The following is a 22,244-nucleotide window of genomic DNA, read 5'->3' on the forward strand; positions in this document are numbered from 1 at the left end:
GGAGCAGGTCGATGCTGCAGACTGCCTTGGTCCTGTTGTTGTTCGCAGCGCAATCATCGCCAGCGATCCGCCCGGCTCCGTTTCCTGCGCCACCTCCGGCGCAGCCGCCGACACCGTTCGCCACCGATGCTGCTCCGGAGCAAGTCGAGCGGCCACGCCTGATCTCTCTGCCGAGTCCCAGCGAATTCTATCCGCCCGCTGCGCTTGCTGAGGAGCGTCAGGGGGTGACGCAGCTGCGTTGCGTCCTCACCCCGGAAGGTTTGCTGATCGACTGTAGTGTACACCAAAGCTCGGGTTCGGCGGACCTCGATGTCGCCGCATTCCAGATTGCCGTGCGCGCGCGTTACACTCCGATGCGCATGGCGGGGCAGGCGGTGAAGGCTTCGGTAGTTTTGCCGGTGCGTTGGGTGATCGGCGACTGATTTTCCAGTTTATGGGTTGGAGGAAGCGGAGTCCCGCCCTATGTCCTGCACGGCCCGCCGTTCAGCGCCGGGCAACATGGGGTTGGTACAGGGTACATCGTGCAACTGTTGCTGTTTCTCTCCGCGCTGTTGGCGGGTCTGACCGGTGCTTTCGCCGGCGACCGTGACCTGCGCGCGGCGCAGCGGCAGAGCGAAACCGCGATCACCCGCGCCGCCGACGTTGCGGCGGAGGCAGTTGCCGCCATTACCGCGGCCCGCACGGCTATCCCCGCCACAACGCCGCAGCGTCCTGCTGCCGCATCCTTTGCCATCCATGACGCGCCGGTGCTTCGCCCTGCGCGCCTGTCGAGCGAGCGCCGGCTGGAATAGCCGCGCCGCCGCTTGACCCGGATTGAACGGGTGAGGCGGCCTCCTTCGCACATGCTTATAGTTGCGCTCGCTGGCCGGGCGCGCATCCCGCAATTCTCATACGACTGGAATCCATCATGCTCGGCGGTTTGGCCAAATCCCTGTTCGGCTCGTCCAACGACCGGTACGTCAAAGGCCTTGGGGCCATTGTTCAGAAGATCAACGCCTACGAAGTAGCGCTGGAGCGCCTGTCCGACGAAGAGCTTTCGGCGCAGACCGTGAAGTTCCGCGAGCGGCTCGAGAATGGCGAGAAGATCGACTCGATCCTCCCCGAAGCCTTCGCCACCGTGCGTGAGGCATCGCGCCGCGTGCTCGGCATGCGCCATTTCGACGTGCAGATGATCGGCGGTATCGTCCTCCATCGCGGCGAGATCGCCGAGATGCGTACGGGTGAGGGCAAGACGCTGGTGGCGACGCTCGCCACCTACCTCAACGCGCTGCCCGCAAAGGGCGTGCACGTCATTACGGTCAACGACTATCTCGCCCGCCGCGACGCCGAGTGGATGGGACAGATCTACAAGTTCCTCGGCCTGACCGTGGGTGTGATCGTCCCCAACCTCGCCGATCACCAGCGCCGCGAGGCGTATCACTCCGACATCACCTACGGCACCAATAACGAATTCGGCTTCGACTATCTGCGCGACAACATGAAGTATGAGCGCGCGTCGATGGTGCAGCGCCCGTTCGCGATGGCGATCGTCGACGAGGTCGATTCGGTGCTGATCGACGAGGCGCGTACCCCGCTGATCATCTCCGGCCCCACCGACGATAAGTCCGATCTGTACATCAGCGTCGATGCGATCGTTAAACAGCTTGAAGAGGGCCTGTACGACAAGGACGAGAAGCAGAAGAGCGTCGTTCTGACCGAGGACGGGATCGAGACTGCCGAGCGGATGCTCGAGGCGGCCGGGCTGCTCCAGGGCGCCAATCTCTACGATTTCGAGAATACCCAGGTGGTCCACCACCTCAACCAGTCGCTGCAGGCAAACGTCATGCGCAAGCGCGACATCGATTATATCGTCAAGGACGGCAAGGTCGTCATCATCGACGAGTTCACGGGCCGCATGATGGACGGTCGCCGCTGGTCGGACGGCCTGCACCAGGCGGTCGAGGCCAAGGAAGGCGTCAACATCGAGCCGGAGAACCAGACGCTCGCTTCGATCACCTTCCAGAATTATTTCCGCATGTACCCCAAGCTCGCGGGCATGACCGGCACCGCGGCGACCGAGGCGCCCGAGTTCTTCGACATCTACAAGATGAACGTGGTGTCGATTCCGACCAACGTCGGTGTCCAGCGCGTCGACCAAGACGACGAGTTCTACAAGACCCAGCAGGACAAGTTCATCGCGATCGCACGCTCGATCAAGGAACATGCGACCAAGGGCCAGCCGGTGCTGGTCGGCACGGTCTCGATCGAGAAGTCGGAAATGCTGTCCGACTATCTGACCAAGGAGGGCGTCGATCACTCGGTGCTCAACGCGCGCCTGCATGAGAATGAAGCGCATATCGTGGCGCAGGCCGGCCGTCTGGGCGCGGTGACCATCGCCACCAACATGGCGGGCCGCGGCACCGACATCCAGCTTGGCGGTAACGTCGAGTTCCGGGTGAACGACGAGCTCAGCGAAATGGCCGAGGGGCCGGAACGCGAAGCGGCGATCGAGCAGATCAAGGCCGAGGTCGCCGCCGAGAAGCAGAAGGTGCTCGAAGCCGGCGGCCTGTTCGTTCTCGGCACCGAGCGGCACGAGAGCCGCCGCATCGACAACCAGCTGCGCGGCCGCTCAGGCCGCCAGGGTGATCCGGGCCTCAGCCGTTTCTACCTCAGCCTCGATGACGACCTGCTGCGCATCTTCGGGCCGGACACGCTGTTCGCCAAGATGATGCGCAACAACATCGCCGATGGCGAGGCGATCGGCAGCAAGTGGCTGACCAAGGCGATCGAGACCGCGCAGAAGAAGGTCGAAGCGCGCAACTACGACATCCGCAAGCAGGTCGTCGAGTATGACGACGTCATGAACGACCAGCGCAAGGTGATCTACGAGCAGCGCTCGGACATCATGGACGCCGAGACTGTCGGCGACGTGGTCGAGGATATGCGCGCCGAGACGGTCAACGATCTCGTCGGCCGCTTCTGTCCCGCCGAGACCTATCCCGAGCAGTGGAATGTCGAGGGACTCAAGGAGAATGTCCAGAAGACGCTGGGCCTTGAGGTGCCGATCGAGACGTGGATCGCCGAGAAGGACGGGCTCGAGCCCGAGGATGTCGAGAACCGCATCCGTGAGCAGGCCGACGCACGCGTGAAGGCCAAGTCCGACGATCTCGATCCCGAGACCTGGGTGCAGATCGAAAAGTCGATCCTCCTGCAGAATCTCGACCATCACTGGAAAGAGCATCTCGGCACGCTGGATGCGCTGCGTCAGGTGGTTCACCTGCGCGCTTACGCCCAGAAGACGCCGATCAACGAATATAAGCAGGAAGCCTTCGCGATGTTCGAGCGGATGCTTGGCAGCATTCGTGAAGACGTCACGCGCACGCTGGCATGGGCCGAGTTCCAGTTCCAGGCGCCGCCTGAGCTTCCCGAGCTGCCCGATTTCCTGACGACGCATATCGATCCGCTGACCGGGATCGATAACAGCGCCGATTGGGATGCGGGATCGGCGGGCCTGATCTCGAACGAGCTGCCGGCGCTGCAGATTCCGCGTCCCGATGCCGAGGCGCTGGGCGACGATCCGTCGCAATGGGCGGGCCGCGTCAGCCGCAACGCGCCCTGCCCCTGCGGGTCGGGCAACAAATACAAGCATTGCCACGGCGCCCTGTAAGGCGCGCTGGCCCCTCCCCTTCGGGGGAGGGGTGGCCCCGAAGCATCGTTCTCGATGCGCTAGCCAAAAAGAAAGGGCCGCCCGGTTTCCCGGGCGGCCCTTTCTTTTTGGCGTTCAGTCGGTCTCAGCGCGGCTTGGGCTGGCTGATCGACGGGCCGAGATTCTCGAGGACCTCGCGCGCGTTGAAGGCGCGGACATTGTCGGGCTTGCGGCCGCGGCCGACGACCACCTCGGCGCTCGCCTCATAGCGATCGACGGTGCGGACATCGATGTCGCGATCCCAGAAGGGGTCGCCATAGAAGGGGCTCCAGCCGCGCCAGCCCCAGCGCGGGCTATAATAGCGCCACGACGGACCCCAATAGCCCCAGGGGCCGGAGTTGAAGGGGCGATCGATATAGGTGTTGGTTTTCTTCTCGGTGTCGCGGTCCGAGAGGATGAAATAGTCGAAGCCGCGCTCCACGGTGAGCTGCGCCGCGCGATAGAGCAGGTACCGCTCGACCGTCTCGCGCGAGGTGAGGCTGTTGCCCGAGAAGCTGACGCGGAACCGGTCGCTCTCGATCTGCTCGTCCCAATATCCGTTGCGGTACGAACCGCTGCCGGTGGCGGGCTGATAGGGCGTGGGCGTCGCGCAGGACGCAAGCACGGATGCCGACGCAAGGGCGAGGGCAAGCGCCGCAACCCGCGAACGGCGGGACTGACTGGTGCGCATGAAATTCCTCCTAATCAACTGCGGCGACTCGTGCCGATATGTGGTTGTAACGAATAGTCTAACGCAAATGTCCATTCGCTGAACGATCATTCAACGAACGGAGTGGCGCGCGCATACCCGTAACCGCATGGACGCGTCGGTGCGTCGCGGTCTGATTGTCGATTCTGCCGGAAAACTCGCTGGCTCCCTGAGTAGGATTCGAACCTACGGCCGCTCGATTAACAGTCGAGAGCTCTACCGCTGAGCTATCAGGGAACGACAGCGAGGGCGCGCCTATACGAAGGGGTTTCATGCATTGCAAGCGCGTAAAGCCGGGTTTTTTATCGCTTTGCCGCCACGGCACGGGCTGGCTTCCCCGCCCGGCCGCCCACAGGATGCTGGCGTTAGGTGGCCGGGCGGGGAACGGGCCGGTGCCGCCACCCAAATCAAGCCACGAACTGTTCCATCGTAATGCGATCGTCGAGCGCATGTTCGGGGTCGAACAACAGGGTCAGGTCGCGCTTGGGATCGATCTCGATATCGACGCGTGCAACGTCGCGGACCTCGCGCTGGTCGGCAACGGCGCTCACCGGGCGCTTGCCGGGGTCGAGCACCACGAGCGAGATCCGCGTCTTCTCTGGCAGGATCGCGCCGCGCCAGCGCCGGGGCCGGAACGGGCTGATCGGCGTGAGCGCAAGCATCTGCGATCCCAGCGGCAGGATCGGCCCGTGCGCGGACAGGTTATAGGCCGTCGACCCCGCCGGGGTCGCGACCAGGATGCCGTCACACACGAGTTCGGGCAGCACGACGCGGTCGTTCACCGTCACCTCAAGCTTGGCGGTCTGGCGCGTCTCGCGCAGCAGCGACACTTCGTTGATCGCGGGCAGGTGGTGGGTCTCGCCCGCCACCGTCGTCGCGGTCATCACCAGCGGCGTTACCCGGAACGGGCGCGCGCGCGTCAGGCGCGAGTCGAGCCCGTCGGGCCGCCATTCGTTCATCAGGAAACCGATCGTGCCGAGGTTCATCCCGAACACCGGCAGGTTGCGATGCTTTTCCAGCAGCATATGCAGCGTCTGAAGCATGAAGCCGTCGCCGCCCAATGCGACGATCATCTCGGCCTCGTCCGGGTGCACCCAGTCATGCGCCGCCAGCAGTTCGTGCGCGGCAACCTCGGCGGGGTTGGTGGGGGAGGCGACGAGTGCCCGGCGGATACCGCTCATCCGCCGGTCACGCTCATATGGCGGCCGACAGCAGGCGCCGCGCCACGCGTCACGCTGAAATCATGGCGCGCGGGCTTTGTGGCGAGTGCATCGTCGATCGCGGCATCGACGGCGGCAAGTCCGCCGCTTCGGATTGCGGTTTTGAGATCGACCTGGTCCTCATGACCGAGACAAGTGAACAGTTTTCCCTCCGTGGTCAGCCGAACGCGGTTGCAGCTTTCACAGAAATTGCCCGTGAGTGGTGTAATAAGACCGAGCCGCGCGCCTGTCTCTGCAACGTGCCAGTAGCGCGCGGGGCCGCCGCTGCGATGCTGGTCGGGCGTCAGCGTGTAGTGGCGCGACAAGTCGTCGAGCACCTGCGTCAATGGAAGGAAGCGGTCGGCACGATCCTCGTCGATCGCGCCGATCGGCATCGTCTCGATCAGGGTCAGGTCCATGCCGTTGCGACCCGCCCATTCGAGCATCGGCGCGATTTCGTGATCGTTCAGCCCCTTGAGCGCGACCATGTTGATCTTGACCGCGAGACCAACCGCCTGTGCCGCGGCAATGCCGTCCAGCACCTGCGCGAGGTCGCCATGGCGGGTGATGTGGCGAAAGGTTTCGGGATCGCGGCTGTCGAGGCTGAGGTTGATCCGCCGCACCCCCGCTCCGGCGAGCATTTGCGCATATTCCGTCAGCCGCGTGCCGTTGGTGGTCATTGTAAGTTCGTCGAGGCCGCTACCCACATGTCGCCCAAGCCGCCGCACCAGGTCGATCGCATCGCGGCGCACCAGCGGTTCGCCACCGGTCAGCCGTATCTTGGTGACCCCGCGCGCGATGAAGCGTTCGGCGATCAGCGCGATCTCTTCCAGCGCCAGCAGCTCGCTGCGCGGCAGAAAAGTCATCGTCTCGGCCATGCAATAGCGGCAGCGCAGATCGCACCGGTCCGTCACCGATACCCTGAGGTAGCGGATCGTGCGGCCGTGACGGTCGATCAGGGCGGGCGCGGTCGCCATGAAATAAGCAGCTAAGCCGTTGATGACTTCGCAGCAAGCCTTGGGTTAGGGATAGGGCGATGACCGAAGCCGCGCCCATCCAGATCACGCCAATGACCGGGCGCGAACGGCCGGTTTTCCTGCTGTCGTTTCGTCAGCGTGACGAACTTGCTGCGCTTGCCGCCGGGGCTGGCTGGCGCGTGGTCGCCGCGCGGCGGTCCGACGGGGCCGAGCGGCGGCTGCTGGCAAGCGGTGCGTCGGTCGCGGTGGTCGACGCGCGCGGTGCGGTCGAGGAAGGGTTGGCCGCGGTGCGCGCGCTGGCCGGGGTTACCGGTGCGACCGGCGGCGCGCTGCTCGCTTTGGTCTCTCGTAACGATTCCGCGCGGCTCGGCGCGTTCTACGACGCCGGCGCCACGCATTTCCTTGCCAGTCCGATGCGTGAGGCCGAGTTTGTTCAGGCGCTGCGCTTCGCGGCGCGTCATGCCGAGCGTGTCAGCGGCGAGGGTCCGGTGATCGTCGGCGATGCCGAACCCTTGGGCTGGCGCTACGATCCAGCGCTCGCGTCTATCCAGGTGACGCCTGCGCTGGCCGGGATGCTGGGGCTGGGCGAAGAGCCCTCGGTGCGCGCGATGCTGCGCCGGGTGGAGGCGGGCGACCATGGTGCGCTGCGTGCAGCGTTCGGGCGGCTGCGCGACGGCCTTGCCGCAACCGCCTTTGCGCACGAACTCAAGGGCGCGGGCCGCGTCGTCGAGCATCTTCAGCGCGATGCCCGCACCGGCCGGGTCCATGCGTTGATCGAGCGATTGGGCGAGATTGATGCGGGTGCGGCAGTCCGCGACGCGCTGGCCGGGGTGCATGATGGCGCTGGCGTGCGCCGCTGGATTGAACGGCGGCTTGGTGATGGACAAGCTGTGGGGGTTGTCCTTGCGGCGCTCAACCGGTTCGAGATGGTCAATACCGCCTATGGCCGCCCCGCGGGCGATTCGCTCTTGCGCGCGGCGTCGGGCCGGCTGGGAGAGGCTGCGCGCGAGGTACTGGGCCGCCATTTTGTCGCCGCGCGCATCGCCGGGGCCGAATTCGTCGTCGCATCGGAAGGCGCTACGCCCGAACTGCTTGAGGCCGTGGCCGGCCGGATCGAGGAGGCGCTGTCACGGCCCTTCGTGATCGGGGACGAGATTATGCCACTCGGCGCACGCACTGCGATTGCGGCATCCGAACCGGACGATACTGCCGCGACCCTGCTCCGCCGCGTGAGCGATACGCTCGCGGGGAACGACGCCCCCGCGGGAACCGTGCCGGTCGATACGCTCGCGGTCGACCTGCGCCGGGCGATGGATGCGGGGGAGATCACGCTCCGCTTTCAGCCGCAGGTCGTGGTCTCGACCGGTGCGATCGCCGGGGTCGAGGCGCTTGCCCGCTGGCACCATGCGACGGGCGAGATCGGCGCCGAGATGCTGTTCGCCGCCGCGGAGCGCGCCGGGCTCGAGCTCGCCCTGTCCGAGCATGTCCAGCGGCTCGCGCTTAATCAGGCTGCGCGCTGGCCTGCAGAGCTTCGGGGCTTGCGCCTGTCGGTCAACGTCACCGCTGCCGATGTCACACGTGCCAGCTTCGCTGACCTGTTCCTCGACTGGGTGGATGCGAGCGGCTTTCCGCGTGGCCGTCTGACGGTCGAGATCACCGAGGGCGGATTGATCAGCGACCTGAGCGAAGCCGCGCGCTTGCTCGCGGAGCTGCGCACCGCGGGCTGCCGCGTCGCGATCGACGATTTCGGAACTGGCTATTCGAGCCTTGCCTATCTCAAGGCGCTGCCGCTCGACTATCTCAAGATCGACCGCAAGCTGACCCAGGACATCACCGGATCAGCGCGCGACCGGGTGGTGGTGCGCGGCGTGATCGACATGGCGCGCTCGCTTGGCCTCGCAGTCGTGGCTGAGGGGGTGGAGACGCAGGAACAGCTCGAACTGCTCGCGAAGGAGGGGTGCCAATTCTATCAGGGTTATCTCTGCGCAGAGCCGCTGACCGCAGCTGAGCTGGAGAAGCTGATAGAGGAACGCGGATGAGGTGGCTGCTCGCGTTGCTCATGGTCTTCGTAGCGCTGCCTGCTGCGGCGAAGGAGCCGCTCGCGCCGCGAGCGCAGATCGAAGCCGCGATGTCGGACAGCGCACAGGGCTGGAACCGCGGCGACCTTGATGCCTTTCTCGCCGTCTATTCCGACGATCCGGGCACCAGCTTCACCGGCGCCAAGGGCGTCGAACGCGGCCTGGGACCCATCCGCGCGCGCTATGCGCTTAAATATGCCGACCAGTTCGGCCCCGGCGAACGGCCGAAGCACACGCTGCTGAGCTTCGGGTTCGAGGATTTCCGGCTGATCGGCAGGACATATGCCCACCTGATCGCGCGTTGGACGCTGACCCCCGCGGCGGGCGGCGCGGCGCAGACTGGGATGACGTCGCTGCTCTTCCGGCGCGAGGCGCGCGGCTGGAAGATCGTCGCGGACCACAGCAGTTGATCACCGACCCGCAGGATGTGACGGGCGTCTGGTACGGGCGCTATTTCACCTCCTCGTTCGGCGCGGATGAGAACAGCTTCATCGCCCATCTGGACGAAACGGGCGGCGAAGTAAGCGGGACGATCACCGAGCCCGACAATAGCGGCGAAGCGGAGATCCGCCGCGCGTTCGTCGATGGCGATCGCGCCGGTGCCCGGCTGCGCTTCATGAAGCAATATGATCCGGCCGGGCCGCTCGCCCATTCGGTCGCCTATGCCGGAACCATCAACGATGACGGGACCGAGGTGACCGGCGAATGGCGCTTCTCGGGCTATCACGGCAGCTTCGTGATGAACCGCGAGGCCTTCGCCACTGAGGAACTGGATGAGGAGGCCGCGGTCGACGAGGATATCGTCATCGAGATGGAACGACCGGGATAGACTGGCCGGTCATCCCCCGATAATTTCCCGCGAAACCGGGAGGACCTGCCATGATTCACCGCCGCGGCCTGTTCGCGTTCGTCGCGCTGCTGCTCACTGTCACGCTGCTGCCTGCGCCGGTCGCCGCGAAGGGTTTCGCCTCCACCCGCATCACCGTGAGCGTGGAAGGGACGGGCAAGGACGTGATCCTGATCCCAGGCCTCACCTCCAGCCCGCGCGTATGGAAGGAGATGATCGCAGCGGTGCCCGGCTATCGCTGGCACAAGGTCCAGGTCCATGGCTTTGCGGGTACCGACAAGGGCGGCAATGCCGAAGGCAACGTCGCCGCGCCGGTGGCCGAAGAGATTGCGCGCTATATCGTCGACCAGAAGCTGGGTCCGGTCTCCGTGATCGGCCATTCGATGGGCGGCTCGATCGGCATGATGCTCGCCGCGCGCCACCCCGCCAGCGTGTCGAAGCTGATGGTGGTCGACATGTTCCCGTTCATGGGCGCGATGTTCGGCGGCCCCAACGCCACACCCGAGACGTTGAAGCCGATCGCCGATGGGATCATGACCAGCATGCGAACCTCGCCCGCCGACGCCTATGCCAAGCGGCAGGAGCAGACGATCGCATCGATGGTCGCGACCGAGAACATGCGCGCCGGCGCGCTCGACGATGCGATGAAGTCCGACCGCGATGTGGTGGCGCGCGCCTATGGCGAGCTGGTCATGACCAACCTGATGCCCGAACTGTCGAAGGTCACCGCGAAGACGCTCGTGCTCTACGTCACACCCAAGGGGGCGCCGGTGACTGACGTCCAGATGGATGGCTATTACCAGATGTCCTACGCCCCGCTGAAGGGTGTGGTGCTCAAGCGCGTGCCCGACGCTGCGCATTTCCTCATGTGGGATAATGCTCCGTTCTTTCAGGCCGAGGTCAAGGCGTTCCTCGCGGCATGAGCACATTTTACAGGGAAGAGAAGCGGAAGATGTTCAAGGCTTGTTTGACTAGTTTCGCGTGCGCGCTCGCCGCGGTTCCGGCCGTCGCGCAGACTCAGGCGCCCGATCTCTCGCAGGATGCCGCCTGGCATAACAAGCAGATGCTCGCGCTGGCCGAGCGCCACGGCGGCAATGGCTGGAACGTCACGGCGAGCGGGCTGCGCTGGCGTCTGGTTGCCGGCAATGGCAGCGGAAAACACCCCGGCCCCACGGATAGCGTCACGGTCCATTATGTCGGTACCTTCAGCGATGGCTCCGAGTTCGACAGTTCGGTCCGGCGCGGCACGCCCGCGACCTTCCCGCTCAACCGCGTCATCCCCGGATGGACCGAGGGGGTTCAGCTGATGGGCATTGGCGACAAGGTCGAATTCGCGATTCCCCAGCAGATCGCTTACGGCCCCAAGGGCCGCGGCCCTATTCCGGGCGGCGCGACCTTGCTGTTCACCGTAGAGTTGCTTGGGATCGAGCCGGCGTCCTGAGGCGGATGGCTCAGGCGGCGACCGCAGCGCGCCGCCTGACCGTGCTGCCGGCCAGCGCCGCCAGGGCTGCGCGCAGCATCAGCCGGCGTTCGCGTGCTTCGGTGCTGCGCTCCCAACGGAACACGCTCCGCGCGCCGCGAAGTTCGTCGTGGATGCGCCGGGCGACGCGGCGCAATTCGCCCATTGTGGGGAGCCTTCCCTCAGCGATGCAGGCAATGATCTCGGGTGCGATCGTCGCTGGCGGCGCATGCATTCCTGCTCTCCCTCTCGAGAGCTAATTAGGAAGCGATCCGCGGTTCGGAAGGCTTGGGCGCCGCAAATGCGATGAACTGAGTCCGATTGCGCCCGGCCGGTCAGTCGAGTGTCTCGAACGCTCCGGTCTCGAAATCGCTGTCGAGCAGCGCAAGGATGCGCTCTGCCACGACTTCCGGCGGCTTGACGCTCTCGGGCGCTTCGCCCGGATAGGCGCGCGCGCGCATTTTGGTGCGGGTGGCACCGGGGTTGAGCAAAGCGACGCGCACCCTGGTCAGGTTGCGCACTTCCTCGCCATAGCTCAGCACGAGGGTCTCGAACGCTGCCTTGGTCGCACCGTACAGCCCCCAGAACGCGCGCGGCTTGCGCGCGACGGTGGAGGTCAGACCGATCACCCGGCCTGCATCCGACTTGCGCAGTAGCGAATCGAACGCGCCGAGCAGCGCCGCCTGTGCGCTGACGTTGAGCGCCAGCACCTTGGCCACTTCCTTGGGGTCGAACGCCGCGATCGCCGACAGCGAACCGAGCGCGGCAGCGTTAAGCACCAGCAGGTCGAGCTTGCCCCAGCGTTCGGCCACCGCAGCGGCAAGTCGCGGGATCGAATCGGTTTCGAGCAGGTCCATCGGCGCGATCGTCGCGCTGCCGCCCGCGGCAAAGATTGCCTCCTCGACTTCCTCGAGGCCGCCGGCAGTGCGTGCGGTCAGCACGACATGCGCGCCTCGCGCGGCAAGCGCGATGGCGGTCGCTGCGCCGATGCCACGGCTCGCGCCGGTGACGAGCGCGACGCGCCCTGCAAGAATCTGTTCGGTCATGGGGTTCAGGCCGGTTCGTCGAGAAGGGCGAGCTGGCTGTCGGCCTGCTCATTATGGTCGGTCAGCTGCGTGGGATACTGGCCGGTGAAGCAGGCATCGCAATATTTAGGCAGCACGTCGGTTCGCTCCGCCTGACCGAGCGCGCGATACAACCCGTCGATCGAGACGAAGGCGAGGCTGTCGGCCTTGATGAACTCGGCCATGGCCGCGACGTCCATCCGGGCGGCGAGCAGCTTCGAGCGCTCGGGCGTATCGACCCCATAGAAGCAGCTGTGCGTGGTCGGCGGGCTGGCGATGCGCATATGCACTTCGGCGGCGCCGGCCTCGCGCATCATCTCGACGATCTTGAGGCTGGTGGTGCCGCGCACGATCGAATCGTCGACCAGGATGATCCGCTTGCCCTGGATCAGGTCGCGATTGGCGTTGTGCTTGAGCTTGACGCCCAGGCGGCGCACTTCCGCGCTCGGCTGGATGAAGGTCCGGCCGACATAGTGAGACCGGATGATGCCCAGTTCGAACGGGATCCCCGATTTCTGGGCGTAGCCGATCGCCGCGGGCACGCCCGAATCGGGAACGGGAATCACCAGATCGGCGTCGACCGGCGATTCGATCGCGATCTCCGCGCCGATATTCTTGCGCACCGAATAGACCGAGCGATTCTCGGAGATCGAATCGGGGCGCGAGAAATAGACCCATTCGAAGATGCACGGGCGCGGCGCGATCGCGGTAAAGGGGCGGAGCGAGCGCAGTTCGCCGTCCTGCACGATCACCAGCTCGCCCGGCTCGACATCGCGGACATAGTCGGCACCCACCACGTCGAGCGCGACCGTCTCCGACGCGAAGATATAGGCGTCGCCCAGCCTGCCCATCACCAGCGGGCGGATGCCCAGCGGGTCGCGGCAGGCGATCATGCCCTCGGGTGTCATGCAGATCAGCGAATAGGCGCCCTCGATCTGTTTCAGCGCGTCGATGAAACGGTCGAGCAGATCCTTGTAGCCGCTGGTCGCGACGAGGTGGATGATCGTCTCGGTGTCCGAGGTCGACTGGAAGATCGACCCGCGCTGGATCAACTCGCGGCGCACGTGCAGCGCGTTGGAGATGTTGCCGTTATGCGCCACCGCGAAGCCGCCGCTCGCCAGCTCGGCATAGAGCGGCTGGACGTTGCGCATGCCCGAATCGCCGGTAGTCGCGTAGCGGACATGGCCGCAGGCGACGCTGCCGGCCAGCGCACGCATCACCTCGTCGCGGTCGAAATTGCCGGCGACATGGCCGATCGCTCGATGCGTGTGGAAATGGGCGCCGTCCCAGCTCGTGATCCCGGCGGCCTCCTGGCCGCGGTGCTGGAGCGCGTGGAGGCCAAGCGCAACGAGCGCGGCTGCACCGTCGGCGCCGGAAACGCCGAAGATGCCGCACTCTTCGCGCAGCTTGTCGTCATCAAACGGATTCGTGGTCTGCATCGGCCCTTCGCGGGGGAATCGTTGGTCGATGGGCGCGCATATAGGCGCTCGATTGGCACTTGTCGCCCTTTTGTAACATCAACCGTCGAACCCCATCGTTTCCGGGTGCGTTAGTGGCGCGAAGGAGACGGAAAATGGCCCGGAATCACGGACCTTCGATCAAGAGCGACAAAGTCTATGAGGATCTGCGCGAGGCGGGGGCCAGCAAGGAGAAGGCGGCTCGCATCGCCAATGCCTATGCGGGCGGCACGCTCGACCACGACGGTACGCAGCTCGAGAATCGCAGTAAGGAAGCGCTGTATGACGAGGCGAAGGCGCTTGGCATCGAGGGCCGATCGGAGATGGACAAGGACGAGCTGATCGACGCGATCCGCGATCGCTGATTGTCAGGGACAACCTCCCAGCCGTCACCCCGGCCTTGTGCCGGGGTCCACCCAGCCTTCCGCTATGCCGACGAGCCTCATGTCCATGACTCGCCTACCGGTGGACCCCGGCACAAGGCCGGGGTGACGAAGGAGGGGAAGGGCCGGCCACGGGTTCGAGGCACGCTGTCACATGTTCGATCGCGTCGATGACAATCCAGTTACGTGATCGATTCTCTCATTCGTACTGACTTGTTTATCTCGTTTCCGGGCTGGGCGGGGTTCCGATAGCCTCCTCTCAGAACCACACCATAAGAGAGGGATCAGGCACATGGACGCGAAGACCGGATCGATCGACGGCGGCGGCTGCCCGTTTAACGGGGGCGTCCGTGCCCTGCTCGGGCGCACCAACCGCGACTGGTGGCCCGAGATGCTCGCCACCGAAATCCTCAACCCCAATGGCCCGTCGAACCCGATGGGCGCCGACTTCGACTATGCCGAAGCGTTCAGGAAGCTCGATTATGCCGCCCTCAAGGCTGATCTCACCGCGCTGATGACCGACAGCCAGCCCTGGTGGCCGGCTGATTATGGGCATTATGGTCCGTTCTTCATTCGCATGGCGTGGCACGCTGCCGGTACCTATCGCACCGCTGACGGGCGCGGCGGCGCCAATAGCGGGCAACAGCGCTTCGCTCCGCTCGACAGCTGGCCCGACAACGGCAACCTCGACAAGGCGCGGCGCCTGCTGTGGCCGATCAAGCGCAAATACGGCAAGCACATCAGCTGGGCCGATCTCTTCATCCTCGCCGGCAACGTCGCGATCGAATCGATGGGCGGCCCGGTGTTCGGCTTCGGCGGCGGCCGCGCCGATGTGTTCGAGCCCGAGCGCGACATCTATTGGGGCTCGGAAGATAAATGGGTGAATGAGGGCGTCCAGACCCGCATCGACCTCGACAAGGGACTCGAAGCGCTCGAAGGCCCGCTCGCCGCGATCCAGATGGGCTTGATCTACGTCAATCCCGAAGGACCGGGCGGCAACCCCGATCCGCTTGCATCGGCGCGCGACATCAAGGCGACGTTCGAGCGGATGGCGATGGATCATGAAGAGACCGTCGCGCTCACCGCCGGCGGCCACACCTTCGGCAAGGCGCACGGCAATGGCGATGCGTCGCTGCTCGGCAACGCGCCCGCGGGCGGCGACCTTGCCGCACAGGGCTTTGGCTGGGTCAGCAGCCACGAAAGCGGCGGCATCGGCGAGCATAGCGTCACCAGCGGGCTCGAGGGGCCGTGGGTCAACACGCCGACCGAGTGGAGCGAGAACTTTTTTCGTCTCCTGCTCGACTATGAGTATGAGCTCGTGCGCTCACCCGCAGGTGCGCAGCAATGGCAGCCGGTGAACCAGAAGGAAGAGGACATGGCGCCCGCGGCGCATGACCCTTCGAAGAAGGTGCCGACGATGATGACCACCGCCGACATGGCGCTCAAGGTCGACCCTGAGTTCCGCGTGATCTCGGAGAAATTCCGCAACGACCATGAAGCGTTCAAGGATGCCTTCGCCCGCGCTTGGTTCAAGCTGACCCATCGCGACATGGGGCCCAGGGTCCGCTACCTCGGCCCGGAAGTCCCCGCCGAGGAGCTGATCTGGCAGGATCCGGTTCCTGCCGGCAGCAAGCCTTCGGATGCCGATGTCGCGGCGGTGAAGGCGGCGATCGCTTCGAGCGACCTCACCGTCAGCCAGCTGATCAAGACGGCGTGGGCCTCGGCAAGCACCTATCGCAAGTCCGACTTCCGCGGCGGCGCCAATGGCGCGCGCATCCGCCTCGCGCCGCAAAAGGACTGGGAGGTCAACGAACCGGCGCCGCTTGCAAAGGTTCTGGCCACGCTCGATGGCCTGCGCGGTAACCTCTCGCTCGCCGATGCGATCGTGCTCGGCGGCGTGGTCGGGCTGGAAAAGGCGATCAAGGACGGCGGCTCCAGCGTCGCGGTGCCGTTCACGGGCGGTCGTGGCGACGCGAGCGATGCGCAGACCGATGCCGACAGCTTCGCGGTGATGGAGCCGCAGGCCGACGCCTTCCGCAACTATCTGCCGAAGAAGCTGGCGGTGAAGACCGAGGAAATGATGCTCGACCGTGCATCGTTGCTCGGCCTGTCGGTGCCGGAAATGACCGTGTTGATCGGCGGTCTGCGCGTGCTCGGCGCCAATCACGGCGAGCGCGGCCATGGCCACTTCACCAAACGCTCGGGCCAGCTCACCAACGACTTCTTCGTCAACCTGCTCGACATGACCAATGTCTGGAAGGCCGTCGATGGCTCGGATGACGAGGAATATGTCGCGACCGATCGTGCGGGCGGCGGCGAGACTTGGCGCGCCAGCCGTGCCGACCTGATCTTCGGCTCGAACTCTGAACTGCGCGCGGTGGCGGAGGTCTATGCCGAGACCGGGCATGAGGAGAAGTTCGTGAAGGACTTCGTTGCGGCCTGGACGAAGGTGATGAACGCCGACCGCTTCGATCTAGCCTGAGCGAGCCGATGCGATCAGGGACGGCCGCGGCGAAAGTCGCGGCCGTTTCCGTTACTCCCTCCGCCGGCTCGGTACCCTCCGTCATCCCGGCCTTGTGCCGGGATCCACGCAACCCCTCGCAATGCCCTTAAGCCTTGCGCGCACCGCTCGCCTCCCGGTGGACCCCGGCACAAGGCCGGGGTGACGATCGGGAGGGGAGGGGCTAACACCGCCCCATGACCGACCCCCGCGACTCCACCCTCGCCCTCGACCCCAGATACGACGCCAACGGCCTGATCACCGCGGTCGCCACCGATGCCGTCACCGGCGAGCTTCTCATGCTCGCGCATATGAACGCCGACGCGCTGGCGAAGACGCTGGAGAGCGGCGAGGCGTGGTTCTGGTCGCGCAGCAAGGGGCGGCTATGGAAGAAGGGCGAAAGCTCGGGCAACGTGCTGCGCGTGGTCGAGGCGCGGATCGACTGCGATCAGGACGCGCTATGGCTCAAGGTCGACGCCGCCGGCCCTGCCTGCCACACCGGCGAGCGCAGCTGCTTTTTCCGCCGCATCGAGAATGGCGCGCTGGTGCGCAACCTATGAAGCCTGCCGCCGCGGCGCTGTTCCTGTTTCTCGCGGCTTGTTCGGGCGGTGGGGACGGTAACCAGTCCGCCACGCCGCAGGATCTCGAATCCGCAGCGGTCGAGCGTGGTCTGGTCCGCAATCCCGAGGATACCGATCTCACCGGCCTCTATGCGCGCGACACCGACCGGGTCTGTGTCATCCCAAAGGGCGATAGCTACCGCATCGGCGCGTTCGTCGATTATGGCGACGGCCTGTCCTGCACGGGAACCGGCACGGTCACGCGATCGGGCGAGACGCTGGCGGTGACGCTCACGGGCAAGGGCGGCATCACCTGTTCCTTCGACGCGCGCTTCGACGGCGAGCATATCCGCTTCCCGGCGAATATCCCGCCCGAATGCGCCAAATTCTGCGGCCCGCGCGCGTCCTTCGCCGCGCTCGACGCCGAACGGCTGAGCGGATCCGCTGCCGAAGCGCGGGCACTGCGCAGCGCCGAAGGAAAGCGCCTCTGCGGCGATTGACGTTAACGTAAGGTCGGCGTAAGCATGCGGCATGGCAACGACCATGAAGCATGTAGCCAGCTTCGCTCCGACCGAAGCCCGGCCCGAAAAAGAGAGCTTTTCGATCTCGGATCTTTGTGCCGAGTTCGAGGTGACGGCGCGGGCGCTGCGCTTCTATGAGGATGAAGGCCTGATCGCGCCCGAACGGCGTGGCCTTGCCCGCATCTACTCGCACCGCGATCGCGCGCGACTCGCCTGGATCCTGCGCGGCAAGCGCGTCGGGTTCAGCCTCGCCGAGATTCGCGAGATGATCGACCTCTATGACCTTGGCGACGAACGCCGCACCCAGCACCAGGTGACGCTCGACAAGTGCCGCGCGCGCATCGATCTGCTCGAGCGCCAGAAGGTCGATATCGACGCGCATATCGTCGAGCTCGAAGATTTCGTCGCGGTCCTCGAAGGCCGCGCCGCCCCCGCCAAATAAGAACAGGATACAGAGAGATGCCGAAATATACGCCGCCCGTGCGCGATACCCGCTTCGTGCTCGATCACGTCCTGAAGATTGATCGCTACACCAACCTTCCCGGCTTCGCCGCCGCGACCCCCGATGTGGTCAATGCGGTATTGGAAGAGGGCGGCAAATTCGTCGCGGAAGTCCTGTTCCCGATCAATCTTTCGGGCGACCAGCAGGGGTGCAAGCGCAACCCCGACGGCAGCGTCACCACCCCGGACGGCTTCAAGGAAGCGTACAACCAGTTCGTTGAGAGCGGCTGGGGCACGCTGTCCGCGCCGGAGGAATTCGGCGGGCAGGGCATGCCGCACGTCGTCTCGACCGCGTTTCAGGAGTTCATGATCTCGTCGAACATGGCCTTCGCCATGTACCCCGGCCTCACCCATGGCGCGATCGCGTCGCTGCTGGTCAAGGGCAGCCCCGAACAGCAGGCCAAATACGTCCCGAAGATGATCTCGGGCGAATGGGGCGGCACGATGAACCTGACCGAGCCGCAGTGCGGCACCGATCTCGGCCTCATCAAGACCCGCGCCGAACCGGCCGCGGACGGCAGCTGGTCGATCACCGGGACCAAGATCTTCATCTCGGCCGGCGAGCATGACCTTACCAGCAACATCATCCACCTCGTCCTCGCCAAGACGCCTGGCGCGCCGGAGAGCAGCAAGGGCATCTCGCTGTTCGTGGTGCCCAAGTTCATCGTCAACGACGACGGCTCGTTGGGCGATCGCAACGCGGTGTCGTGCGGCTCGATCGAGCACAAGATGGGCATCCACGCCAATTCGACCTGCGTCATGAACTATGACGGTGCCACCGGCTGGCTGGTCGGCGAGGAGATGAAGGGCCTCGCCGCGATGTTCATCATGATGAACGCCGCGCGCCTCGGCGTCGGGCTTCAGGGCCTCGGCATCGGTGAGGTCGCTTACCAGAACGCCGTCCAGTACGCCGAAGACCGCCGTCAGGGCCGCGCGCTCACCGGTGCGCAGGACCCGGAGGAGAAGGCCGACACGCTGTTCGTCCACCCCGATGTCCGCCGGATGCTGATGGAAGCCAAGGCGATGACCGAGGGCCTGCGCGCGCTGTGCCTGTGGGGCGGCCTTCAGGTCGATCTCGCCCATCTCGCCGCGACTGAGGAGGAGCGCCAGCTCGCCGACGATCTCGTCGGTCTGCTCACCCCGGTGATCAAGGGCGTCGGCACCGATGCCGGCTACAAGATCGCGACCGACGCGCAGCAGGTCTATGGCGGCCATGGCTACATCGCCGAATGGGGCATGGAGCAGTATGTCCGCGATGCCCGCATCGCGATGATCTATGAAGGCACCAACGGTGTTCAGGCGATGGACCTGGTCGGCCGCAAGCTCGCCCAGAATGGCGGCCGCGCGGTCCAGACCTTCTTCAAGGTGGTTGGCGAGGAAGTCGCCGCCGCCAAGTCCAAGCCCGAACTGGCGAGCTTCGCCGAGGCGCTGGAAAAGGCCAATGGCCAGCTTCAGGCCGCGACCATGTGGTTCATGGCCAACGGGATGCAGAACCCCAATCAGGTCGGCGCCGGCGCCTACAGCTATATGCAGCTCACCGGCATCGTCGCGATCGGCCTGATGTGGCTGCGCATGGCTGACGCCGCGGTCACAGCGCTCGCCTCGGGCGAAGCGGAGGACAAGGCGTTCCTCGAAGCGAAGCTGGTGACGGCGCGCTTCTATGCCGAACGCATCATGCCCGACGCCGGTGCGCTGCGGCGGAAAATCGAGGGCGGCTCGGAAACCATCATGGCACTCCCGCCCGAGATGTTCCGCGCGGCGTGAACCTCTGCCCCGCCGTCAGCCCGCCAGAACGGGCTGACGGCGAGCAAGCAGCGCATCAATACTGATCGCCCCGCCACCGCGTGCGATCAGCGGCAACAGGATCGCCGCCCAGCTCAGATGCGTCGGCCAGGCGTCGGGATAGACGAAGATCTGGATGGTCGCCGTCATCGCCAGCAAGGCGAGTGCCGACACGCGCGTGCCCAGCCCCAGCACCAGCAGCACCGGGAAGAGATGCTCGGCCCCGGTCGCGGCCGTTGCGGCGATATGCGGCGGGATCAGCGGCAATGCATATTCGTTCTCGAACAGGAAATAGGTGCTGTCGGTAATGTGCAGCAGCCCCTCCACCTTGGTCCGGCCCGACAGGAAGAAGATCGCGGCAATGCCCAGCCGCGCGACCAGCAGCAACAGGGCCTCGGGCAACAGCGCCGATGCGATCCGCGCGAAGCGGCGATAGAGCGAAATCATCATCGTCTCCGGCTGGCGCGGCCGGGGCAGGAGGCCCCGGCCAGCGCGCGGGTCAGGCTTTGGGGGTCAGCGAACCCTTGCCCTTGGGGTCTGGATCGTGGTGCAGGTGCCGGCCTTGACCAGTTTCCAGGCATTGCCCTGGTAATCGGCCTTCGACGTGCCGGCACAGCTGGTGCCGGCGCCCGCCGCGCAGTCATTCTTGCCCGCTAGCGAAACGCCATAGCATTTCTCCATCTTGGGCTTGGTCTGGGCCGAAGCGGTTCCGGTGAGCGCCGCGCCGCCAAGCGTGGCAAGGGCAAGGCTGGCGGCCAGCGTGGCATGAGTGGAACGCATAATCTGTCCTTTCGATCGGGGCCTCGGGTGCGCGGCCCGGTGCAGGGGAAGACCGGGCCGCGCGGTGCCCCGGAAGGAGGCGGGATGCCGGGGTCACAGGATCCAGTTCGCGTGTCCGCCGATCGCGGTTACAGATGCGCTGAAAGATTTCGTCGCAATCCGGTGTAACCTTTCCCCCGGCTACGCCGAACTCCGGTCGAGGAGCATGCATGCGGGCGAATGAAGACGCGTTGCGCGAGCTGATGGTCGCGGGACTGGACGGCGACGCCGCGGCGCACGCGGCGTTGCTCGGCGTGCTCGTTCCGTTGCTGCGCGGCTTCTACCGGCGCCGCGCCAGCGGCTCGGATGACGATATCGAGGATCTGGTGCAGGAAACGCTGATTGCGGTGCATGTGCGCCGCGCAACCTATGACCCCGGCCGCGCCTTCACCGCATGGCTGTTCGCGATCGCGCGCTACAAGATGATCGATCAGTTTCGCCGCGGCTGTCGCCTCCGCCCGATCGAGGGGCTTGAGGAAATTCTGGTCGCTGAGGATTTCGAGAGCGTTGCCGCTGCCCGGATCGATATCGACGAGCTGCTCGGAACCCTGCCTGCTAAACAGGCGGGGCTGATCCGCGCGACCCGGATCGACGGGCTTAGCGTCGCCGAGGCGGCAATGGTGGGCGGGTTCGGCGAATCCGACGTCAAGGTCTCGGTGCATCGCGGGTTGAAGGCGCTCGCCGCGCGGATACAGGGGAGGGCATGATGGATACCGGCGATCTCATCCGCCGCCTGTCGGACGATGTGCCGCCGGTCCGCCGCAACGCGGTCGGGCGGCGGCTGGCGATCGGCCTGCTGCTCGGCGCTTTGGTGTCGGCGGTCTGGGCGCTGCTGTGGCTCGGGGTCCGCCCCGATCTGATGCTGGCGATGCGCGGCGTCAGCTTCTGGATGAAATGGGGCTACACCATTTCGCTGACTTTGGTCGCGCTGGTCCTGACCGTCCAGCTGGCCCGCCCGGACAGCAATATGCTGCGCTGGCGCTGGCTGCTGCTGGTCCCGGTGGTGCCGCTCGCCGTGATGGGCGCGATCGAGCTGAGCCGGGTCCCGACGAGCCATTGGCTCCACATGCTGCTTGGGCATAGCTGGGCAAGCTGTCCCTGGCATGTGCTGCTGCTCGCCATCCCGATCTTTGGCGGCCTGCTCTGGTCGTTCCGCCGGCTCGCGCCCACCCGGCTCCGTGCCGCCGGGGCGGCGGCGGGGCTGGCAGCGGGTGCGTTTGCGGCGACGATCTATTGCCTCCATTGCCCCGAAGTGTCGGCAGTGTTCGTGCTCACCTGGTATTCGCTCGGCATCGTCCTTGCGTCGGCGCTGGGCGCGCTGGTCGGGCCGCGCCTGTTGCGCTGGTAAATTCCACCCCGGCTGTAACCGCCGCGGCGCCAGCGGCGAACTCGGAAAGCCAATCCGGCTGTATCCAAGACTGGAGACTTTCCGATGATTACCGTTCGTACCGGCGCCAGCATCGCCGCATCCGCCGCCGTCGTCGCGCTCGCTGCCATGCCTTCGGTTGCGGTGGCAAAGGAGAAGGCGGGCGCCGCCAAATCCGTCCATTGCTACGGCATCAACACCTGCAAGGGCACGTCGGACTGCAAGACCGCAGCCAACGAATGCCGCGGCCAGAACACCTGCAAAGGCCATGGCTTCAAGTCGCTGACGGTCAAGGCGTGTAAGGCCGCGGGCGGCAGCCTGACCGAGGCCAAATGATGGCGCGCCGGCCCGGTGCGTG

At 65.7% G+C, this 22,244-nt stretch carries 24 protein-coding genes, 1 tRNA gene and 1 pseudogene; 17 read left to right on the forward strand and 9 right to left on the reverse strand.

The annotated features are described in order from the left end of the window. Window positions 1-11: 11 nt before the first annotated feature. From AC07NK_RS08155 to secA, 3 genes are all read left to right on the forward strand, one after another. The gene (locus AC07NK_RS08155) at window positions 12-422 is read left to right on the forward strand and encodes an energy transducer TonB (protein ID WP_495170082.1); all 411 of its coding nucleotides are present in this window, start codon (window positions 12-14) and stop codon (window positions 420-422) included. Between the two features lie 99 nt (window positions 423-521). Then, a complete protein-coding gene (locus tag AC07NK_RS08160; RefSeq protein WP_495170083.1) occupies window positions 522-791 on the forward strand; it encodes a hypothetical protein in 270 nt (89 codons plus the stop codon). A gap of 116 nt (window positions 792-907) precedes the next feature. Beyond that, a complete protein-coding gene (gene secA / locus AC07NK_RS08165) occupies window positions 908-3,646 on the forward strand; it encodes a preprotein translocase subunit SecA (RefSeq protein WP_495170084.1) in 2,739 nt (912 codons plus the stop codon). Between the two features lie 124 nt (window positions 3,647-3,770). Here the strand turns inward: secA and AC07NK_RS08170 are convergent, their stop codons facing one another. The 4 genes from AC07NK_RS08170 to moaA form a co-directional block, all read right to left on the reverse strand. Next, window positions 3,771-4,355: a CC0125/CC1285 family lipoprotein gene (locus tag AC07NK_RS08170; protein ID WP_495170085.1), complete on the reverse strand. Its 585-nt coding sequence runs from the start codon at window positions 4,353-4,355 to the stop codon at window positions 3,771-3,773. Window positions 4,356-4,535: 180 nt separating this feature from the next. Continuing rightward, window positions 4,536-4,610: transfer RNA gene (locus tag AC07NK_RS08175), tRNA-Asn, on the reverse strand. A 170-nt stretch (window positions 4,611-4,780) separates the two neighbouring features. Then, window positions 4,781-5,554, reverse strand: a complete 774-nt coding sequence (locus tag AC07NK_RS08180; protein WP_495170086.1) for an NAD kinase — start codon at window positions 5,552-5,554, stop codon at window positions 4,781-4,783. Beyond that, window positions 5,551-6,549, reverse strand: coding sequence for a GTP 3',8-cyclase MoaA (gene moaA, locus AC07NK_RS08185; protein ID WP_495170087.1), 999 nt, complete (start codon window positions 6,547-6,549; stop codon window positions 5,551-5,553). Before moaA ends, AC07NK_RS08180 begins: the two co-directional genes overlap by 4 nt. A gap of 59 nt (window positions 6,550-6,608) precedes the next feature. Between moaA and AC07NK_RS08190 the strand changes: the two genes are divergently transcribed. Genes AC07NK_RS08190 through AC07NK_RS08210 form a run of 5 tightly spaced genes read left to right on the forward strand, consistent with a single transcriptional unit; the run spans window position 6,609 to window position 10,915 of the window. Next, window positions 6,609-8,588, forward strand: a complete 1,980-nt coding sequence (locus AC07NK_RS08190; protein WP_495170088.1) for a putative bifunctional diguanylate cyclase/phosphodiesterase — start codon at window positions 6,609-6,611, stop codon at window positions 8,586-8,588. Then, the gene (locus AC07NK_RS08195; RefSeq protein ID WP_495170089.1) at window positions 8,585-9,037 is read left to right on the forward strand and encodes a YybH family protein; all 453 of its coding nucleotides are present in this window, start codon (window positions 8,585-8,587) and stop codon (window positions 9,035-9,037) included. The genes AC07NK_RS08190 and AC07NK_RS08195 overlap by 4 nt, the downstream gene beginning before the upstream one ends. Beyond that, a complete protein-coding gene (locus tag AC07NK_RS08200) occupies window positions 9,034-9,456 on the forward strand; it encodes a hypothetical protein (protein WP_495170090.1) in 423 nt (140 codons plus the stop codon). The genes AC07NK_RS08195 and AC07NK_RS08200 overlap by 4 nt, the downstream gene beginning before the upstream one ends. Window positions 9,457-9,506: 50 nt before the next feature. Then, window positions 9,507-10,397 (forward strand): alpha/beta fold hydrolase, encoded by an 891-nt coding sequence (locus tag AC07NK_RS08205; RefSeq protein WP_495170091.1) that lies wholly within the window; start codon window positions 9,507-9,509, stop codon window positions 10,395-10,397. A 44-nt stretch (window positions 10,398-10,441) separates the two neighbouring features. After that, complete coding sequence (locus tag AC07NK_RS08210) at window positions 10,442-10,915, forward strand: FKBP-type peptidyl-prolyl cis-trans isomerase (protein WP_495170092.1); 474 nt, start codon at window positions 10,442-10,444, stop codon at window positions 10,913-10,915. Between the two features lie 10 nt (window positions 10,916-10,925). Here AC07NK_RS08210 and AC07NK_RS08215 read toward each other — a convergent pair whose 3' ends face one another. From AC07NK_RS08215 to purF, 3 genes are all read right to left on the reverse strand, one after another. Further along, window positions 10,926-11,168 carry a hypothetical protein gene (locus AC07NK_RS08215; protein WP_495170093.1) on the reverse strand — a complete coding sequence of 81 codons (243 nt, stop codon included), beginning with the start codon at window positions 11,166-11,168 and terminating at the stop codon, window positions 10,926-10,928. A 100-nt stretch (window positions 11,169-11,268) separates the two neighbouring features. Further along, window positions 11,269-11,979 (reverse strand): SDR family NAD(P)-dependent oxidoreductase, encoded by a 711-nt coding sequence (locus AC07NK_RS08220; RefSeq protein ID WP_495170094.1) that lies wholly within the window; start codon window positions 11,977-11,979, stop codon window positions 11,269-11,271. A 5-nt stretch (window positions 11,980-11,984) separates the two neighbouring features. Next, window positions 11,985-13,436 (reverse strand): amidophosphoribosyltransferase, encoded by a 1,452-nt coding sequence (purF, locus tag AC07NK_RS08225; RefSeq protein WP_495170095.1) that lies wholly within the window; start codon window positions 13,434-13,436, stop codon window positions 11,985-11,987. 134 nt (window positions 13,437-13,570) lie between these two features. Between purF and AC07NK_RS08230 the strand changes: the two genes are divergently transcribed. The 6 genes from AC07NK_RS08230 (at window position 13,571) to AC07NK_RS08255 (ending at window position 19,683) form a co-directional block, all read left to right on the forward strand. Then, the gene (locus tag AC07NK_RS08230; RefSeq protein ID WP_495170096.1) at window positions 13,571-13,819 is read left to right on the forward strand and encodes a DUF7218 family protein; all 249 of its coding nucleotides are present in this window, start codon (window positions 13,571-13,573) and stop codon (window positions 13,817-13,819) included. Between the two features lie 310 nt (window positions 13,820-14,129). After that, window positions 14,130-16,319 carry a catalase/peroxidase HPI gene (katG, locus tag AC07NK_RS08235; RefSeq protein ID WP_495170097.1) on the forward strand — a complete coding sequence of 730 codons (2,190 nt, stop codon included), beginning with the start codon at window positions 14,130-14,132 and terminating at the stop codon, window positions 16,317-16,319. 215 nt (window positions 16,320-16,534) lie between these two features. After that, entirely contained in the window at window positions 16,535-16,897 is a 363-nt protein-coding gene (gene hisI, locus AC07NK_RS08240) for a phosphoribosyl-AMP cyclohydrolase (RefSeq protein ID WP_495170098.1), read from the forward strand. Further along, window positions 16,894-17,397 (forward strand): hypothetical protein, encoded by a 504-nt coding sequence (locus AC07NK_RS08245; protein WP_495170099.1) that lies wholly within the window; start codon window positions 16,894-16,896, stop codon window positions 17,395-17,397. The genes hisI and AC07NK_RS08245 overlap by 4 nt, the downstream gene beginning before the upstream one ends. 43 nt (window positions 17,398-17,440) lie before the next feature. After that, a complete protein-coding gene (locus tag AC07NK_RS08250) occupies window positions 17,441-17,860 on the forward strand; it encodes a MerR family transcriptional regulator (RefSeq protein WP_495170352.1) in 420 nt (139 codons plus the stop codon). Window positions 17,861-17,877: 17 nt separating this feature from the next. Then, window positions 17,878-19,683: an acyl-CoA dehydrogenase C-terminal domain-containing protein gene (locus AC07NK_RS08255; RefSeq protein ID WP_495170100.1), complete on the forward strand. Its 1,806-nt coding sequence runs from the start codon at window positions 17,878-17,880 to the stop codon at window positions 19,681-19,683. Window positions 19,684-19,698: 15 nt separating this feature from the next. Here AC07NK_RS08255 and AC07NK_RS08260 read toward each other — a convergent pair whose 3' ends face one another. Further along, the gene (locus AC07NK_RS08260; RefSeq protein WP_495170101.1) at window positions 19,699-20,151 is read right to left on the reverse strand and encodes a DoxX family protein; all 453 of its coding nucleotides are present in this window, start codon (window positions 20,149-20,151) and stop codon (window positions 19,699-19,701) included. Window positions 20,152-20,200: 49 nt separating this feature from the next. Then, window positions 20,201-20,481, reverse strand: a pseudogene (locus AC07NK_RS08265) (BufA1 family periplasmic bufferin-type metallophore). Window positions 20,482-20,690: 209 nt separating this feature from the next. On the opposite strand from AC07NK_RS08265, the gene AC07NK_RS08270 reads away from it, so the two are divergent. The 3 genes from AC07NK_RS08270 (at window position 20,691) to bufA2 (ending at window position 22,222) form a co-directional block, all read left to right on the forward strand. Beyond that, entirely contained in the window at window positions 20,691-21,227 is a 537-nt protein-coding gene (locus AC07NK_RS08270) for a sigma-70 family RNA polymerase sigma factor (RefSeq protein ID WP_495170102.1), read from the forward strand. Continuing rightward, a complete protein-coding gene (locus AC07NK_RS08275) occupies window positions 21,227-21,868 on the forward strand; it encodes a DUF1109 domain-containing protein (protein WP_495170353.1) in 642 nt (213 codons plus the stop codon). The genes AC07NK_RS08270 and AC07NK_RS08275 overlap by 1 nt, the downstream gene beginning before the upstream one ends. An 84-nt stretch (window positions 21,869-21,952) precedes the next feature. Further along, window positions 21,953-22,222, forward strand: a complete 270-nt coding sequence (gene bufA2, locus AC07NK_RS08280) for a BufA2 family periplasmic bufferin-type metallophore (RefSeq protein ID WP_495170103.1) — start codon at window positions 21,953-21,955, stop codon at window positions 22,220-22,222. Window positions 22,223-22,244: the final 22 nt, after the last annotated feature.

It is taken from the genome of Sphingomonas sp. GW821-FHT09B04, assembly GCF_059418285.1.